The organism is Dethiosulfovibrio faecalis, from assembly GCF_021568795.1.
In the GTDB taxonomy this organism is placed as follows: Bacteria; Synergistota; Synergistia; order Synergistales; family Dethiosulfovibrionaceae; genus Dethiosulfovibrio; species Dethiosulfovibrio faecalis.
Genome location: NZ_JAKGUE010000003.1, coordinates 13,653 through 30,949, shown reverse-complemented (window position 1 = coordinate 30,949; position 17,297 = coordinate 13,653). Strand labels below are relative to the sequence as shown.

Sequence of the window (17,297 nt, the reverse complement as noted above, 5' to 3'; positions counted from 1 at the left end):
TCTTCATGTGTAAAATGCACGTAAAAAAGATCTGTTTTTACCGGATCTTATATACTTTGTTCTTCCTGGGATTGGTCTGTTTGGGAGACGCCGCCGAAGCCGCTTCCCTGACGGTCACCAGCGGTGCCGACGACGGTTCCGCCGGCACGCTGCGCTATGCGGTGGGAAAGGCCTATTCGGGACAGACCATTTCCATAGAGGTGGATACGGTAACCCTCACGTCTTCCCTTTACATCCCGAAATCCCTCACGTTGCGGGGGAACCCCACGACGATCCGTCAGGCCGGAACCAGAAGGGGAATTACCCTCTCATCCGAGGGCAGCATCTGGAAATTCTACGATCTGGTCTTCACCACCGACGGCGTTGCCTCCGACTATCCGGGGCTCACAAACCACGGACTTCTCTACCTGAACGACTGCTCCGTAACGAACTGCATCGGAGGAGGAGGCATATACAATACCGGGAATATCACCATGCGCAACTGCACCGTGAGAGACAACACCCTCTCCCGCTTCTATACGGCGGACGCGGCGGGAATCCATAACGGGTATCTCGGGATTGTCACCATGCACGACTGCGTGGTGGAGAACAACGTAAGCTCCACTCGCTCCTCCGGCAGCGGAGGAGGCATCGTCAACGGTTATATCCTTTTCATGTATGGATGTACCGTGAGGAACAACTCCAGTGTCTACGGAGGAGGTCTGCGGCTCTACTCCTCCAGCCAGACCGTTCTCGGCCAGGGATGCGTCATCCAGGACAATACCCCCGATCAGATCGCCGGAAACAACGGATATACCCTTATCGACGACGGAACCAACACAGTCGGAACGTCTCCGGGAAGAAGCTCGGTGGCTCTTGCGGGAATGGCCTCTGGTTTGTCTCCGAAACCTCGCGCCACCTCGGGAGAGGCCGACGTGATCGTCGTCGAGAAGGATCTGGGTAATTCGGGCAGCACCCTGTATGGAGAGGTGCGAGAGGCTCTTTCTGGAGATATCAGTGGCATCTCCGGCGACCTCGCCGTTTCTTTGGAGGGCATGAACGCCTCTCTCTACAACGCTTTCGCCTATGAAAACGTTCCTCTAGAGGACGTTTCGGGAAACGGAGGGCTGGAGATAGAGTTCACCGCCTCCTGGCCGCGATACGTCCGCTACTACGCCGCCTTCGCTCTGGCGAAAGAGGATGGGACAGGCACCGAGGACGTGAAAAACCTGACGCCGGAGGGCTACGTTCTTCCCGAGCGGGGAATCCAGTTCGAGATCCGGCCCGGTCAGGCTCTTCCGGAAGGGGTGAACCCTCCCGACTTCTACGAGACCGGAGAGGGGCTTCGGACCTGGCGAAACACCGTGGAGGACAACGGATCCTTCGACCTCAACCCCGATAACGGCGTGGTGACCTTCCGAGTCTGCTCGATTCGGACGGAGGCGGAAACTCCCACACCCGACGGCGATGGAACCGGAGGTTGCGATGTCGGAACCGGAACCGTTTCGGCTTTTTCCATGCTGTTGTTTTTTGGATTGCCCTTGATCATGAAGTTACATAAAAAGAGGTGGTTTTAGGTGTACACTTAAAACCATCTATCCCCTTTCCCTGCATGGACTGATCCACCGCAAGACGGCCAGGCAATACAGCAGGCAACAGGAGGTAGGGATCTTAGCGGGACGCTAAAGGCACTTAGCGTGTAGAACCCGATAAGGTCGTTATCGGAGTTTACCGCCATATGACATTATCCTTGCTGAAGGGGACGACTCTACAGAGGGATTCCTTCATGTTTTCACGGATCACTTTATCCGCCTTTTCCTGTGCCGCCTCTATGAGAAACCTCGATACGGGAGTTCCCATTATCTCGGCGGCACGTCTTATCAGTTTGTTCTGTCTCGGAGTCAGTCTAACCTCGAGTTTTTCGCTTTTCATGGCATCCATCTATCTCGCCTCCTGTAACGATATTGTGCGGTACGATAACAACAGATCAAGATTTCAGGCCAATTCCTTTTTTTATTAACGTCCTTCCTCCGACCAGTCCCCAAAGCGGTACCAAATACAGATAGCAGGCAGCCAGAATGCTCGTCGTCGGTGCGGATATGTACACCAGAGGCACCGCCGCCGCAGTGGTCCAGGGAATCAGAGGAGCGGTCAGGACAGCTGTGTCCTCCAGGTTCAGGGCTAACCGTTCTTGGTCGATGTTCAGGCCCTGGCATATCTGATGGGTTAGCATTATGGTCAAGGTCTGATTGCAGGCTATTACTCCGCAGACGACCGAACCCAGAAGCATGGCGCCGAAGGGCGAGATCCTGTCGGCCAGGCCGTTGACCTGTCTCTTCAGCGAGTTCAACAGGCCGGTTTTCTCGAAGATTCCGGCGTAGGAGGAGGAGATGGAGACTATGGCCACCACCCTGAGCATAGACAGAATGCCTCCACCGTCCATGAGGGCCGCAAGCTGAGTATCTGTCGCCCTATAGCCGTAGACCACGAGCCCGGGAAGGGATGAAAATTCCCGGGCTTGATACATAACGTAGATCGCGGCGGCACAGAGAACGCTGGCTCCGATGGTGTATCTCACGTTGATCCGAAAAAACGACATTATCAGTATGATTACGGCCGGAAGCAGCGGTATCCAGCCGAGTTTGAAGCTTTTCTCGAAGACGGTCTGTATGGCTTTATCCGTCATCGGCTGATGAGGCAGGAGGAAGCCCGCCACGGCATAGATCAGACAGGTTATCAGGAAGGGAACTGCCGACGATCTCATCATGGCGCCGATGTTTCTGTACAGGTTCGTCGAGGTAATTCCTGCGACGAGCAAGGCGCTCGTGGATACCGGCGAGCATCGGTCGCCGAAGTAGATTCCCGATAAAATCGCTCCTCCGGCGATCGCAGGGTTTATCCCTATGGAAAGAGCCATGGTCATGCATATGACTCCCATGGTTGCGGCTGCTCCGAAGGCGGTTCCGGTCAGAAACGATACCAGGCAGTTGAGCAGAAAGGTCATCAGTACCATAAGAGAGGGTTTCACCAGCCTGGAGGAGTAGCTGACTATGGCCGGGATGGTGCCGGAAGCTCGCCACAGGGCCGTCAGAACCCCGATCAGGAGAAGGATCATGACGACGTTCCTGACGGTATAAAGGCCTTCGAGGGACATCTTGAGTATAGATCTAGTCGAATAGCCTCTGAACCGTGCGTGAACGAAGAATATGCAGTATCCCGCCGAAAGAGCCAGCAGAATGGATATGTCCAGGGCGATGCAGGTCGTAAGGGCTATAATGAAGAGCAACAGGGTTATAATGTCCATGTTATGACCGCCGATTCTGTAGGGTTTGTCCGTTGATCTTCAGCTAGCTTAGCACAGTAAAAGAGGAGTGTTTGTCTATGTCCAAGGAAATCCTGAAAATAGAGACGGAAACGTCGGAGCAGCTCTACAACTACGTAAACGCCAAACTTCTCGGCTTGATCTGCGAGGAGCCCGATCCCCTGGCAAATCTGGCCAACGCCGCGGCGTTGCTCTATCTGCTTCTGGACGATCTGAACTGGGCGGGGTTCTATCTGATGAGAGAAAAGGAAAACTCCCTTGTTCTGGGGCCATTTCAGGGCAAACCGGCCTGTACCCGCATTCCTTTGGACAAAGGCGTCTGCGGTGCGGCGGCTCGAACCGGAGAAATTCAGATCGTGCCGGACGTGGAGCTTTTCCCCGGGCATATCGCCTGCGACGGGGCATCCGCCTCGGAGATCGTCCTTCCTCTGATGCGGGAGGGCCGGGTATTGGGGGTCCTGGATCTGGACAGTCCTCTTCGGAAACGTTTTTCATCGGAGGACGGGGAAGGGCTTTCAAAATTCGTGGAGACTCTGCATAAGTACGTGGCCTGGGACGATCTTTGCTGACGTAGGGATCATCGGTGTTTGTGAAGTAGAGGAGCGGTGGAGATATGGCGTTTTTGTCACTGTGGCAGTTTTGGGCCGTTCTGGCTATCGTGCTTTTCATAGGAGAGATAGCCTCTCCCGGGTTCGTGTTGGGATGTTTTGCCTTGGCCTGTCTTCCTCCTTTGGCGTTGGGGTTGGTATGGCCGTCCCTAGCGGGGGCGTCTCTTGACGGTCGCCTGGCGTTGGCGGTCTTCGCTCTGTCCTCTTTGGCCGGACTGTGGCTGATCCGTCCGTCGGTGGTGCGCCATCTTTACGGGGCCAAGGAGCGAAAGTCGGACGTGGACGGCATGGTCGGCTCTCTGGGCGTGGTAGTCAAGGCCATCCCGTCCGGAGAGACCGGCGGAGGATACGTCAAGCTCAGAGGATCCCAGTGGTGGGCCTTTCATGTGGATGGACGTTCCGTTCCCGAGGGGACGGAAGTGGAGGTCGTTCGGGTTTCGGGGGCCAAGGTGATGATACGGGAGTCCGGCAGGGTTTCCGAAGAAGACGAGCGGAGGTGACCTTTGGTATGCAGGAGATAATATGGGTGGTTCAGGATTCCATGGATTTTGCGGTTTTGGTTTTCTTCGCCTTTTTCGCGGTGGTGATCCTCCTATCGGGGATAAAGATAGTTCCTCAGGCCCACAGGGTCGTGGTGGAGCGTCTCGGCAAGTTCCATCGCGTCCTTTCGCCGGGGGTCAACTTCATCTTTCCCGTGCTGGATCGTCCCAAGGCGACGGAGTGGGTTTTCAGAAGAGGTTTACGCAAGACGTCCAGTCTGGATATGAGAGAGCAGATCCTGGACTTTCCCAAGCAGAACATAATCTCTCGGGACAACGTGGTCATGGAGATTAACGCAATGCTTTACTTTCAGATCAGCGATCCTTTCAAGGCCATCTACGAGATAGCGAACCTGCCTATGGCCCTGGAGAAGCTTACCCAGACTTCTCTGAGAAGCGTAATGGGCGAGATGGAGCTGGACGAGATTTTCAGTAAAAGGTCCGAGATAAACGAGAGCCTCAGGAGCACTCTTGACGAGGCCAGCGACGTCTGGGGAGTGAAGGTTACCAGGGTTGAGATCCAGGACGTAAATCCTCCCGAGTCGGTACAGACCGCCATGCAGCGCCAGATGGAGGCGGAGAGAACCAGGCGGGCCGTTGTAACCGAGGCCAATGGACAGAGGGACGCCGAGGTTAACCGAGCTGAGGGAAAGAAACGGGCTATCGAGCTGGAGGCCGAGGGAATGGCCAACGCCAGGATAAGGCTTGCCGAGGCAGAGGCCGAGGCTCTGTCCAAGATCTCCGAGGCCCTGACGGCCCACGCCGGAAGCAAGGATCCGACGTCCTATCTGGTTGCCCTGAAATATCTGGAGTCTCTAAAGGAAATGTCCGCCGGAGACAAGACCAAGATGGTCTACCTGCCGTACGAAGCGTCGTCCATACTGAGTTCCGTAGGGGCTATGAAGGAGTTGTTCAAGGAGCGGGCGTAATCTCTTGTGCGATGGATTTTCGATTTTTCGTCGAGAGGTGTTTCTTGCTTCTCGACGATGTAATATTGCTCAATAGAAGGGCTTAAGTATTTTAAACAGGGGGATGCCGAATGAATAAAGAAAGTTCGTTTGATTTATTTAGTTATGGCTCTACCTGGCTTCGAGCTGATTTTCATCTCCATACCAATGTCGATAAGGAGTTTATCTACACCGAAGACGAGGACTATTATTACTCAAATTACGTCGATGGTTTAGTTCAAGCAGGTATCGGTCTTGGAGTTATAACGAACCATAATAAATTTAACCTGTCAGAGTTCAAAGCCCTCAGGAAAACGGCGAAAAAGGAGGGTATCTGTCTGCTCCCAGGAGTTGAGTTATCGACCAGCGACGGTTCAAACGGCGTTCATACCCTGATCGTTTTTGAAGACAGATGGTTGGAAAATGGGAATGACTATATATCGCCTTTTATCTCGAGCATGTTTCCCGGGAAAGCGGAGTCGGAGTACCAGCACGAAAACGGTCGTAGCGATAAGACGATTCTTCAGGCAGTGGAGGAGCTGGATAAGACCGCACGGGACTACTTTTTGATTTTTGCCCATGTTGAGCAAAGCAACGGCTTGTGGAAAGAGATGTCCGGTGGGAGGCTTAAGGATTTTGCCGAGAGTAGATATGAATCGGTAAGGCGACGTTGTCTTGGATTTCAAAAGGTCAGAACGTACCATAAGGAAGACTCGGTCTGTCGTACCAAGATAAAAGACTGGCTTGGTGACTGGTATCCCGCAGAGGTAGAGGGCTCGGACTGTAAGTCCATCGAGGAGATCGGTAGAGGAAGGCGCTGTTTTCTCAAACTTGGTGCCCTCTCTTTTGATGCGGTAAAATTTGCTCTGATCGATAAAGGAAGTCGAGTGTCCTCCGAGCCGGTACTACATGACCATTCCCATATTCGGTGCGTTCGCTTTACCGGAGGAATATTAAATGGCAAGGAGCTTAACTTTTCGCCGGAGTTGAATACCTTGATCGGTATCAGAGGTAGCGGCAAGTCCTCTGTGCTGGAAGTCCTTCGCTATTGTCTTGACATCCCTTTTGGAAAGAATGCCGTGGATCAGAGATACAAAGAGGAGTTGGTTGGCTTTGCTTTGGGAAGCGGAGGAAAAGTGGAGATCGAAGCCGTGGATCGACATGGGCAACTCTACACGATTCGACGGGTCTGGGGGGAAACCTATTCCGATGTCCTGATCGACGGTAAGCTACAACCTGGGGTTTCCATCAGAGAGACGGTGGTCCATAAACCTATCTATTTTGGACAAAAAGATCTATCCAATACCGGTCATGGTTTTGAGAAAGATTTGGTGGATAAGCTTTTAGGATCCCGATTGGAGGAAGTTCGTCGTAAGATCGAGGGACAAAAGCGCAGAGTCGTGGAAGCTGTAGACCACATGCTTAAAGTCGACGGTGTCCAGGAGCAGATAGAGGAACAGAGAGAAATTCGGAAGGACACAGAGTATCGCCTAAAGCTTTATCGGGATAACGGTGTCGAGGAAAAACTAAAGAAAAGATTGGATTTTGACAAGGACGCTCAAATCCTTGAAAAAGGTATCGGTTTGGTCGAGGCTTTTGTCTTCGACCTGGAGGATTTGCTTGCCCGCAACGAAGACGAGATTCGTAATTTTAAAGGTTATGTGTCGGTGAATAACGGTAGCTTATTCGATAGATTTTATGAACATTACGAGATGTACGTGTCTTTTGTCACTCGTATCAAGGAGTGGCTAAGAGAGGAAAAAAATGCTCGAAAATCTTTGTCCGAATGCAAGGAAGACTTTTTACGTATCCGCAGGGGCATGTTAGAGGAGTTTGCCGATGTAGAACGAAAGCTGTCCGTTCAGTTGCATGACAGCGGCATTCAAAACATCAGCACCGATGAGTTTTTAAAGTTAAAACAGAGGTTGTCTAGGGCTAATCAGTTTATTGCCGAATTTGAGAAACAAATCGATCGACAGGCTGGATTGCGAGACGTTCTTTTGACCGAGCTTGCTGCGTTGAACGACCTCTGGCTTGAGGAGTTCAACGTTATAAAATCAGAACTGGGCGAAATCATCTCTGAGGATTCTCCGTTATCGATAGAGTTTGGATACAAGGAGGATTCGCAGGAATATCTCTCCTTTATGAAAGAGATCTTCAAAGGCAGTGGAGTTAGAGAAAGCACTTATCGGGGGATCGTGGATCGTTATGTCGATTTTATCGATATATATAAGGATTTCGAAAATGCAAAGGCTTTTTTCGGAAGTAATCCGCAAAACTTGGTAGATCGTTTTATGGACAACTTGAAAACTCTTCTGACATGGCAGAGACCTAATAAGTTTACTATTAGATATCACGATAAAGAGTTGAAAAATCATTCTTTGGGGCAGCGGGCTTCCGCTCTGATTCTGTTCGTTTTAAGTCAAAGGGAAAACGATTTAGTCATAATAGATCAGCCGGAAGATGACTTGGATAATCAGACGATCTACGAGGATGTTATAAAATTGATAAGGCAGATGAAGCCGACAGTTCAGTTCATTTTTGCCACCCATAACCCTAATATCCCCGTTCTTGGCGACGCGGAGCTGGTTCATGGCTGCTCTTTTGCTGAAGATTCAGTTCAGGTCCAGTCCGGCAGCATCGATGATCGTGGGATTCAACAGACTGTAATTCGCATTATGGAAGGTGGCAGAGAGGCCTTCAACCGTCGTAAGGAGATTTATCAAATATGGAAATCGTAGATATCTTACAGGTTCTTACGCAAGGTGAGGATAGCAAGAATCAGTTTAAAAAGAAAATAGTGAATGCCGATAGTTTGGCCCATGAGCTCGTCGCTTTCAGTAACTCTTTGGGAGGCAAGCTTTTCTTAGGTGTCGACGATGATGGAGAGATCGTAGGATTAGAACAAAAGGATATCCAGAGTTTCAATCAGCTTTTATCCAATACGGCCAGTCAGAATGTGAGGCCTTCCATCAATCCTTTGACGGAAATTTTTACGATCGATGGGAAGCATATCCTTGTCGTGAATGTCCCTAAGGGAAACAACAAGCCTTATCAAGATAAAAATGGCGTGATTTGGGTTAAAAACGGTGCGGACAAACGTAAGGCTACTTCTCGTGAGGAGATACAGCGATTGTTTAAGCAATCCGGTATGATTCATGCGGACGTAACTCTAGTCGATGGAGTCACCATAGCTGATCTTGATATGTCTTATTTCAAGGATTTTTTTCAAAAACGATATGGTAAATCTCTTGAAGACCAGGAAGTTCCTCTGGATCAGCTTATAACCAATCTCAACCTTGGTAAAGATGGCTTATTGAATATTACGGGGACGTTGTTGTTTTCTAGTTTTCCAGAAATGCATCTCCCTGCTTACATAGTCAAAGCTGCGGTTTTCCCTGGCACCAGCATTGCTACGGAAGAATACATCGATAGTAGAGATATTGTCGGGAAAATATCCGATATTTTTCAAAAAACTATAAATTTCATATTGGAAAACATCAAACATATTCAAGGAGAGCAGGGCGTCAACAGTATAGGAAAACCTGAAGTACCTCGGGTTGTCTTAGAAGAGCTTGTGGCTAATGCCCTTGTCCATAGAGATTATTTTATATCCGCTCCTGTGAGGGTGTTTGTATTCTCCGACAGGATAGAGATAATCAGTCCCGGACATCTGCCTAACAATCTGACGGTGGAGAACATCAAGGCTGGAAACTCCAATACCCGTAATCCTGTGTTGGCTTCGTTCGCCTATCAGATTTTGCCTTACCGTGGTTTTGGATCCGGGATTATACGTGCTTTGGCGCAGTATCCCGATATTGAATTTATCGATGATCGTGATGGTAATGTCTTCAAGTGTATTATATTGCGTCGTTAGGTTTCGAAAGATTTCCCCTTGACACCCTCTCATTCGGAGTATAAACTACCCAACAATCACGAATCGACTGGAGCGATTATCATGAAACGAATTCTTTCAGGACAAAACTGGTGGTGGCAGACCTACTAGTCTGCCGCCATTGCCCATAGATAGCATCACTTTTTAACGAGAGGCATTGGAGGCGGATCCCCCAAGGGGATTCACTTTTGATGCCTCTCGCCGTATTTTCAGCAATAAAAAAGGGAGAGGCCCGCAGGGGACCTCTCCCTTTTTTATTATGTTTTTTCATCAAAACGAAGGAGGTAGGGTATGAGCGCTTTCACGGAAGTCCCGAGTAGAGACGTCACGTCTGTCGACCTTTTCAGGTCCATGGCTGAAGAACACGATATGGTGCCGGTGGTCTGGCGAGGTCCCGCCGACGGGATCGATCCGGCCGATCTGTTTCAGGGGCTGAACCGCTCGGCCCTTGGGGCCTTTCTGTTGGAGAGCGGAGGTTCCGGACGGTACTCCTTCGTCGGGGTCGACCCCGAGAGGGCCTTCTCCGTTGACGACGGCGGCGAGTCCCTCAGGGCCGAGCTTGATTCCTACCTCGACGTGAGAAGGCCGAAGCTGGAGGGGCTCCCTCCCTTCTCCGGAGGGGTGGCGGGGTATTTCGGCTACGGCATGGCCGAGGCCTGGGAGCCCCTGTTTCACGGAACGGACCGCCGTTTAAGGAAAGAGGACACGGCGAGGGCGGTTCTCATGGGTTTTACCTCGGTTGTGGCAGTGGACCACGAGACCGACGAGATCTTCCTGATCCGAAACGTCCGCATCCCTTCCGGGACCTCGGAAAAAGAGGTCGAAGATCTGTACCGGTCGGCAGTCGATTTTCTTGGAGATCTGGCGAAAACGATCGATACCGTCGTTCCGGCGGAACTCCCGACCGGTCCGGCAAAGGTGGGCCCTATAGAGGCCGAGATGGACCGTAAAAATTTTCTGGAGATGGTGGAGAAAGGCAAGGAGCACATAGTGGCGGGAGACGTCTGTCAGGTGGTGCTGTCGCAGGCCTTCTCCGCCGATACGGATCTCTCCTCCGACGAAATATACCGGGCGCTCCGTGAGGGAAACCCGTCGCCCTATCTTTTCAGGATGGAGTTTCCCGGACTGGAGCTGATAGGTTCCTCTCCGGAGGTGCACGTGAAGCTTGAGAGGGGAAGAGCCCTTATCCGACCTTTGGCGGGGACCAGAAAGAGGGGCTCCTCGGAGGAGCGGGACCTTGAGCTGGAAGAGGAGCTTCGCACCGACGAGAAGGAGAGGGCCGAACACGTCATGCTGGTGGACCTTGCCAGAAACGATCTGGGCCGCACCTGCTCCTTCGGCTCCGTCGAGGTAACCGAGCTTCTGGGGGTGGAGCGCTATTCCCAGGTGATGCACCTGGTGTCGCAGGTGGAGGGTCGTATAAGGCACGACGAGACCGCCCTGGATCTACTGGAGACGTCCTTTCCCGCCGGGACCGTTTCCGGTGCCCCGAAGATAAGGGCCATGGAGATCATAGAGGATCTCGAGCCCGCCCCGAGGGGGCCCTACGCCGGAGCGGTGGGATACGTCGGTTTCGACGGCGACATGGATACCTGCATAGCCATAAGGACGATGAGCCGACGGGGCAACAGGATAACGGTCCAGGCCGGGGCGGGCATAGTCTACGACTCGGTTCCCGAGATGGAGTACATGGAGACGGAGAACAAGGCCAGGGCCCTGTTCAAGGCGCTTGAGAGAGCGGCGGAAAAGAGGTCGAAGAGATGATCTTGATGATAGACAACTACGATTCCTTTACCTGGAACCTGGTCCAGATGCTTTCCTCCTTCGACCGGGTGGAGGTGGTCCGAAACTACGGCCCCACCGTGAGTGATCTGAAGGCCATGGCGCCGGACCGGCTGGTGATCTCTCCCGGTCCCGGAACGCCTTCGGAGGCGGGAATATCCAAGGACGCCATAGGGACCTTCGCCGGAAAGATCCCGGTTTTGGGCGTATGTCTGGGTCATCAGGCCATGGCCGAGGTTTTCGGCGGATCGGTGGTCCGAGCGGACGTTCCCTGTCACGGCAAGGTGTCGCCGGTGTTTCACCGGGGGGAGGGGATCTTCGAGCAGCTTCCGTCGCCCTTCGGCGCCACCAGATACCACTCTCTGGTCGTCGAGGAGAGAACTCTTCCGCCGGAGATGCGGGTAACCGCCAGGACCGGCGACGGAACGATCATGGCGATGGAACACGAGAGGTACTCGCTTTACGGAGTCCAGTTCCATCCCGAGGCGGTGCTTACCGAGGCGGGAAGGCTGTTGTTGAAGAATTTCTGCGGACTGACGTCCGGCAAAAACGAGAGGAGATGCGACCGCTATGTTGAGAACTGCGCTTGAGACCTTGCTCCGCAGGGAGAACCTGACGAAAGACGCTATGGAAGAGGCCATGGACGGAATCATGGACGGCAGGGCGCCGGAGGCTCAGGTCGCCGCCTTTCTCACCGGACTGAGGGCCAAGGGCGAGACTGTGGAGGAGATCGCCGCCGCCGCCAAGGTCATGAGGGGCAAGGCCAGGGCGGTTTCCGTTCCGAGAGCGCCTCTTCTGGACATAGTGGGAACCGGCGGAGACTGCACCGGAACCTTCAACATATCCACAGCCGCCGCCATAGTGGCCGCCTCCGCCGGGGTTGCCGTGGCAAAACACGGCAACAGGTCCGTTTCCAGCAGATGCGGCAGCGCCGACGTCCTGGAGGCCCTGGGGGTTCCCTTTTTATCCTCTCCCGGATCGGTGGCGAAATGCATCGACAGGACCGGCTTCGGTTTTCTCTTTGCTCCGAATTTCCACAGAGCCATGAAAAACGTGGCCCCTATCAGAAAGGCCATGGGGGTGAGGACCATATTCAACGTCCTCGGTCCCCTCACCAACCCGGCCATGCCCGACCGGGAGCTCATGGGCGTCTTCTCGCCGGAGCTGGTGACTCCCATGGCGGAGGTCCTGGGTTCCTTGGGGATGAAGAGGGCCATGGTGGTCCACGGCCACGGCGGAATGGACGAGCTGTCCCTCTCCGGACCAAACAGGGCCTGCCTTTTCGACGATGGCGAGCTTATAGAGATGGAGATAACCCCCGAGTCGGTGGGGCTCTCCTCCGCCCCGATAGGTTTCGCCTCCGGAGGAGACGCCCAGGTCAACCGGGAGATAGTCCTCTCGATACTGAAGGGAAAGGAGGGCCCGAAAAAAGACGTCGTCCTACTGAACTCCGGAGCGGCCCTTTTCGTGGCAGGTCGGGTGGAGTCTATCGCCGCGGGGGTCTCCATGGCGAAAGAGGTGATCGACTCGGGCCTGGCGGGGAAAAAGCTCGAGGAGATCGCCGAGACCGCCCGTTCTCTGGAGGGTGCGGCGTGATACTGGACCGCATCGTCGCCAGGAAGGCGGAGGAGGTGGCGGCCCTGACCGCTCCCAGAAAATCCCTCTTCGAGGCCCTGGCGGTTTCGGGAATGTCCGTCATAGGGGAGATAAAAAGAGGATCCCCCAGCAAGGGAGCCTTCGCCCCGGACGCCGACCTTCCGGCAAAGGTGGAGGCCTACGAGAGAGGCGGAGTCGCCGCACTGTCCATACTGACCGACAGGGACTTCTTTCTGGGAGGCGAGGATGTGCTGTGCTTCCTACGTCCCGGTACGGATCTGCCCATACTTCGGAAGGATTTCCTGATCCATCCGGTTCAGCTGGAACAGAGCCGTCTCATAGGGGCCGACGCCGTGCTGCTCATAGCCGCCATACTTCCCGGAGACGGACTGAAGGAGATGATCTCCCAGACGGCGAAACTAGGCATGGAGCCTTTGGTGGAGGTCCACGACGAAAAAGAACTGCATCGGGCACTGGAGGCCGACGCGAAAATAGTGGGCATCAACAACAGAGATCTTAGGGACTTCTCCGTGGACCTCTCCGTCTCGGAGCGGCTTATCGGAGAGATGGCCCGCCTCGGTGCCAGAGACGGCCGTGTAGTCGTTGCAGAGAGCGGCATAGGCTCCGGCGAGGACACGAAAAGGCTGAAGGCCGCCGGGGTGGACGCCGTTCTGGTGGGAGAGGCGCTTATGAGGTCCGACGATCCCGCCTCGATTGTCGCCGAGCTGAGGGGAGCGCCGTGAAGATCAAGATATGCGGCCTCACCCGCAGGGAGGACGTGGAGACGGCCCTTTCCCTGGGGGTGGACGCCCTGGGATTCATACTGGCGGACAGCCCGAGAAAAGTTTCCCTGGAGGACGTGTCGAGTCTCGTAGGGGGCCTGCCTCCCTTTTCCTCCACCGTCGCGGTGGTGGCGAACCCGTCCGAGTCGGAGCTTGAGGAGATAGTCTCCAGCCGCCTTTTCGACTGCGTCCAGTTTCACGGTTCCGAGAGCCCCGAGATCGTGGCTTCGGTGCCCATAAAGACGATCAAGGCCTTCGGCATAGCCTCGAAAGAGGACCTGGACGAGGCCCTGTCCTACGGCGGAGCGGACTGGCTTCTGCTGGACGGCAGGGTCGGCCGGGCCACCGGAGGAACGGGCCGTCCCTTCGACTGGAAGATGCTTCGAGGCAGGGAAACAGGCCGACCGTGGATACTGGCGGGAGGGCTCGGACCGGACAATCTGGAAAAGGCGGTCAGGACCGCGATGCCTCCGGCGGTGGATCTGAACAGCGCCCTGGAGACCGCCCCGGGAATAAAGGACGGAAAAAAGATGGCTCGGGCGGTCGAGATCGTCAGAGCCCTTGAGGGAGAGGAGCTGTAATCATGAATAAAAAGGGATATTTCGGCCCATACGGCGGTCGCTACGTGCCGGAGACGCTTTTTCCGGCCCTGGAGGAACTGGATCGGGTCTACCAGGAGGTGCGGACCGACGGCGATTTTCAGGAGGAGCTTAAGGTACTGCTGAACAAATACAGCGGTCGCCCCACCCCTCTGTATTACGCCGAGAGGCTTTCCGACGCTCTGGGCGCAAAAATCTACCTCAAGAGGGAGGACCTGAACCACACGGGAGCCCACAAGATAAACAACGCCCTGGGCCAGGCACTCATAGCCCGCCGTCTGGGCAAGAAGAGGATAATAGCCGAGACCGGAGCGGGACAGCACGGCGTCGCCAGCGCCACCGCCGCCGCCAGATTCGGCATGGAATGCACCGTCTTCATGGGCGAGCTGGACATAGAGAGACAGAGGATGAACGTTGACCGAATGAGGCTACTCGGCGCCGAGGTGGTCCCGGTGTCGTCGGGAAACAAGACCCTGAAGGACGCCACCAACGAGGCCATAAGACACTGGGTCGCCCACGTGGAGGGTTGCCACTACATAATAGGCTCGGTCGTAGGCCCCCATCCCTACCCGTCCATGGTCCGAGACTTCCAGAGGATCATAGGCGACGAGACCAAAGAGCAGATCATGGCCGACGAGGGACGTCTGCCCGACGTCGTCGTTGCCTGCGTGGGCGGGGGAAGCAACGCCATGGGAATCTTCTATCCCTTCGTGGAGGACAAGTCGGTCCGCATGATAGGGGTCGAGGCGGCAGGACACGGGGTCGAGACGGGAGAGCATGCCGTCACACTGTCGGAGGGCCGGGTCGGCGTCCTCCACGGCAGCAGGTCCTATCTGCTTCAGACCGACGACGGTCAGGTCATAGAGCCCTACTCCCTATCGGCCGGGCTGGACTACCCCGGAGTGGGACCCCAGCACAGCTTCTTCAAGGACAGCGGCAGGGTTGAGTACGTCTCCGTAACCGACGACCAGGCCGTGGCTGCTTACGGCGAACTCTGTTTCCTGGAGGGGATAATACCGGCCCTGGAGAGCTCCCACGCTCTGGCCCAGGTCTCGGTTATGGCTCCGGAGCTGGACGAAAACACCATAGTGGTGGTGAACCTGTCCGGCCGGGGCGACAAGGACATGGATTCGGTGAGGCCGTTTCTTCTGAAGGAGGACGATCGGATATGAGAGACCTTAAGGTGATTTTCGACGGGGGAACCGCTCTGATCCCCTTCGTGATGGCGGGAGACCCGGACCTGGAGACCACCGTCAGCCTGGTGGAGGCCATGGTGGAGGCCGGTGCCGACGCGGTTGAGCTGGGCATGCCCTTTTCCGATCCGTTGGCGGACGGCCCGGTGATACAGGAGGCGGGGCAGAGGGCTTTGGCCTGCGGCACCACCCTGGAATCGGTGGTGAAAACCGCCGGAGAGATAGCCGGAAAGGTAGCGGTGCCGATCATACTGATGGGATACTTCAACCCGATCATGTCCTACGGGGTGGACCGTTTCGCCTCAGATCTGGCAGACGCCGGTGTGGCGGCGGTGATAGTTCCCGACCTGCCCTTCGACGAGGGAGACGAACTTCACCAGGCCCTTAAAAGTCGCGGTGTGACCCCTATACTCATGGTCTCCCCCAACATAGCCGATGACAGGCTGGCCGAGATAGGCCGCAGGGCCGAGGGGTTCATCTACTGCGTGTCCCTGCTGGGGGTGACGGGGCAGGGAAGCCTTCACGAGGGAATGGCGAGCTACATCGAAAGGGTGAGGCGTAACGTCTCGGTGCCTCTGGCGCTGGGGTTCGGAATAGACGGTCCGGAGAGAGCCGCACAGGTGGCCCCTCTGGTGGACGGCGTTGTGGTAGGAAGCGCCGTGGTGAAGGCGGTTCACGGTTCCGGCGGAGGCCCAAAGGGAGTGGCCTGCGGAGCCAAGCTGATAGGTGAGATAGCCTCGGCCATCGGCTAGACCTTTGTTCAACGATAGCATAACTAAGATAGATATTTTTAACTGATTCTGGCACAAAAAACGACTTTTTGTCGATAGAACTGCTGATATTGATTAAATAAACAACGCTGTGTTTTGTCGAGATGTGATTGACGTACAAGAGGTGGGGACTGTGCTAAACGGCAGAAGCCCTACCTCTTGGTTTATTTTGTGCAACAGTGATATCATCATAATCGGTTAAGCAGACAGCTATCTATAATCGTGTCTGATCAACGGCGTGGGGCTAATAAAACGGGAAAGAGGTGGGATTATGAATGACGATATAATCCTCTATAACACCCCGGAAGGAAATAAGAAAGTCGGCGTTTTGTTTCACGACGAAAATTTCTGGCTGACGCAGAAAGCGTTGGCTGAACTGTTCAATGTAAAGATACCGGCTATCAGCAAGCATCTAAAAAATATCTTTGTCTCCGGTGAACTGAACGAGGAAGCAGTTGTTTCCATTTTGGAAACAACTGCCGCCGACGGTAAGAATTACAGCACAAAATATTATAATCTTGACGCCATTATCGCCGTAGGATACCGGGTCAGCAGCTATGAGGCCACCCAGTTCCGTATCTGGGCGACAAAAACCCTGAAGGAGTTCATCATCAAGGGCTTTGTTCTGGACGATGAACGACTGAAACAGGGAAAACATTTCGGCAAGGATTATTTCGACGAGCTTCTGGAGAGAATAAGGGAAATCCGGGCCAGCGAGCGTCGATTCTACCAAAAAATCACCGACATTTATGCCCTCTCGGTGGACTACGACAGAAAAGCCCCTGTTACACAGGAGTTTTTCGCCACTGTTCAAAATAAACTTCACTGGGCCATAACCGGGAAAACCGCCGCTGAAATCATCTACGATTCGGCGGATGCGGAAAAAGTAAATATGGGGCTGACAACCTGGAAGCACGCTCCTGACGGAAAAATCCTGAAATCCGATGTGTCCGTCGCCAAAAATTATCTCAGCGAGGCTCATATAAGGGAATTGAATCGAATCGTGGCCGCCTACCTAGACCTTGCGGAAAATCGGGCTGAGCGGCAGATTGTCATGAAAATGAAGGACTGGGCCCGATTTCTGGACAGCTTTCTGGAGCTTTCCAGCTATCCTATCCTCGAAGACAGGGGAAAGATAAGTGCATTGAACGCAAGGTTGAAGGCCGAGCAGGAATACGACGTATATAGAGAGAGACAGGACCGGGAGTTTGTCTCGGACTTTGATCGGGAAATAAAGCGTATTCGAGATGCACAAGAAAGAGACGATAACCTATAGCTAATAGAC

General features: G+C 54.3%; 16 protein-coding genes. 14 read left to right on the top strand and 2 right to left on the bottom strand.

Features of this window, described 5'->3' with window-relative positions; genetic code table 11:
- The first annotated feature begins 56 nt into the window (after positions 1-56).
- A complete protein-coding gene (locus L2W58_RS03705; protein WP_236101671.1) occupies positions 57-1,556 on the top strand; it encodes a right-handed parallel beta-helix repeat-containing protein in 1,500 nt (499 codons plus the stop codon).
- Positions 1,557-1,707: 151 nt separating this feature from the next.
- Here L2W58_RS03705 and L2W58_RS03700 read toward each other — a convergent pair whose 3' ends face one another.
- The gene (locus tag L2W58_RS03700) at positions 1,708-1,920 is read right to left on the bottom strand and encodes a type II toxin-antitoxin system TacA family antitoxin (protein WP_236101670.1); all 213 of its coding nucleotides are present in this window, start codon (positions 1,918-1,920) and stop codon (positions 1,708-1,710) included.
- A gap of 46 nt (positions 1,921-1,966) precedes the next feature.
- A complete protein-coding gene (locus L2W58_RS03695) occupies positions 1,967-3,283 on the bottom strand; it encodes a Na+/H+ antiporter NhaC family protein (protein WP_236101669.1) in 1,317 nt (438 codons plus the stop codon).
- Between the two features lie 77 nt (positions 3,284-3,360).
- On the opposite strand from L2W58_RS03695, the gene L2W58_RS03690 reads away from it, so the two are divergent.
- The 13 genes from L2W58_RS03690 to L2W58_RS03630 all read left to right on the top strand — a co-directional run bounded on the left by L2W58_RS03690 (position 3,361) and on the right by L2W58_RS03630 (position 17,288).
- The gene (locus tag L2W58_RS03690; RefSeq protein ID WP_236101668.1) at positions 3,361-3,870 is read left to right on the top strand and encodes a GAF domain-containing protein; all 510 of its coding nucleotides are present in this window, start codon (positions 3,361-3,363) and stop codon (positions 3,868-3,870) included.
- 44 nt (positions 3,871-3,914) lie between these two features.
- Complete coding sequence (locus tag L2W58_RS03685; protein ID WP_236101667.1) at positions 3,915-4,409, top strand: NfeD family protein; 495 nt, start codon at positions 3,915-3,917, stop codon at positions 4,407-4,409.
- Between the two features lie 8 nt (positions 4,410-4,417).
- The gene (locus tag L2W58_RS03680; protein ID WP_236101666.1) at positions 4,418-5,377 is read left to right on the top strand and encodes an SPFH domain-containing protein; all 960 of its coding nucleotides are present in this window, start codon (positions 4,418-4,420) and stop codon (positions 5,375-5,377) included.
- Between the two features lie 110 nt (positions 5,378-5,487).
- Positions 5,488-8,136 (top strand): TrlF family AAA-like ATPase, encoded by a 2,649-nt coding sequence (locus tag L2W58_RS03675; protein WP_236101665.1) that lies wholly within the window; start codon positions 5,488-5,490, stop codon positions 8,134-8,136.
- The gene (locus L2W58_RS03670; RefSeq protein WP_236101664.1) at positions 8,124-9,272 is read left to right on the top strand and encodes an RNA-binding domain-containing protein; all 1,149 of its coding nucleotides are present in this window, start codon (positions 8,124-8,126) and stop codon (positions 9,270-9,272) included. The genes L2W58_RS03675 and L2W58_RS03670 overlap by 13 nt, the downstream gene beginning before the upstream one ends.
- Before the next feature lie 309 nt (positions 9,273-9,581).
- Positions 9,582-11,054 carry an anthranilate synthase component I family protein gene (locus L2W58_RS03665; protein ID WP_236101663.1) on the top strand — a complete coding sequence of 491 codons (1,473 nt, stop codon included), beginning with the start codon at positions 9,582-9,584 and terminating at the stop codon, positions 11,052-11,054.
- The gene (locus L2W58_RS03660) at positions 11,051-11,662 is read left to right on the top strand and encodes an anthranilate synthase component II (RefSeq protein WP_236101662.1); all 612 of its coding nucleotides are present in this window, start codon (positions 11,051-11,053) and stop codon (positions 11,660-11,662) included. The genes L2W58_RS03665 and L2W58_RS03660 overlap by 4 nt, the downstream gene beginning before the upstream one ends.
- Positions 11,643-12,668 carry an anthranilate phosphoribosyltransferase gene (gene trpD, locus L2W58_RS03655; protein ID WP_236101661.1) on the top strand — a complete coding sequence of 342 codons (1,026 nt, stop codon included), beginning with the start codon at positions 11,643-11,645 and terminating at the stop codon, positions 12,666-12,668. Before L2W58_RS03660 ends, trpD begins: the two co-directional genes overlap by 20 nt.
- Positions 12,665-13,411: an indole-3-glycerol phosphate synthase TrpC gene (locus L2W58_RS03650; protein ID WP_236101660.1), complete on the top strand. Its 747-nt coding sequence runs from the start codon at positions 12,665-12,667 to the stop codon at positions 13,409-13,411. The genes trpD and L2W58_RS03650 overlap by 4 nt, the downstream gene beginning before the upstream one ends.
- Positions 13,408-14,031 carry a phosphoribosylanthranilate isomerase gene (locus L2W58_RS03645; protein ID WP_236101659.1) on the top strand — a complete coding sequence of 208 codons (624 nt, stop codon included), beginning with the start codon at positions 13,408-13,410 and terminating at the stop codon, positions 14,029-14,031. Before L2W58_RS03650 ends, L2W58_RS03645 begins: the two co-directional genes overlap by 4 nt.
- A gap of 2 nt (positions 14,032-14,033) precedes the next feature.
- Positions 14,034-15,221, top strand: coding sequence for a tryptophan synthase subunit beta (trpB, locus tag L2W58_RS03640; protein WP_236101658.1), 1,188 nt, complete (start codon positions 14,034-14,036; stop codon positions 15,219-15,221).
- Positions 15,218-15,994, top strand: a complete 777-nt coding sequence (gene trpA, locus L2W58_RS03635) for a tryptophan synthase subunit alpha (RefSeq protein ID WP_236101657.1) — start codon at positions 15,218-15,220, stop codon at positions 15,992-15,994. The genes trpB and trpA overlap by 4 nt, the downstream gene beginning before the upstream one ends.
- A gap of 289 nt (positions 15,995-16,283) precedes the next feature.
- The gene (locus L2W58_RS03630; protein WP_236101656.1) at positions 16,284-17,288 is read left to right on the top strand and encodes a virulence RhuM family protein; all 1,005 of its coding nucleotides are present in this window, start codon (positions 16,284-16,286) and stop codon (positions 17,286-17,288) included.
- Positions 17,289-17,297 lie beyond the last annotated feature (9 nt).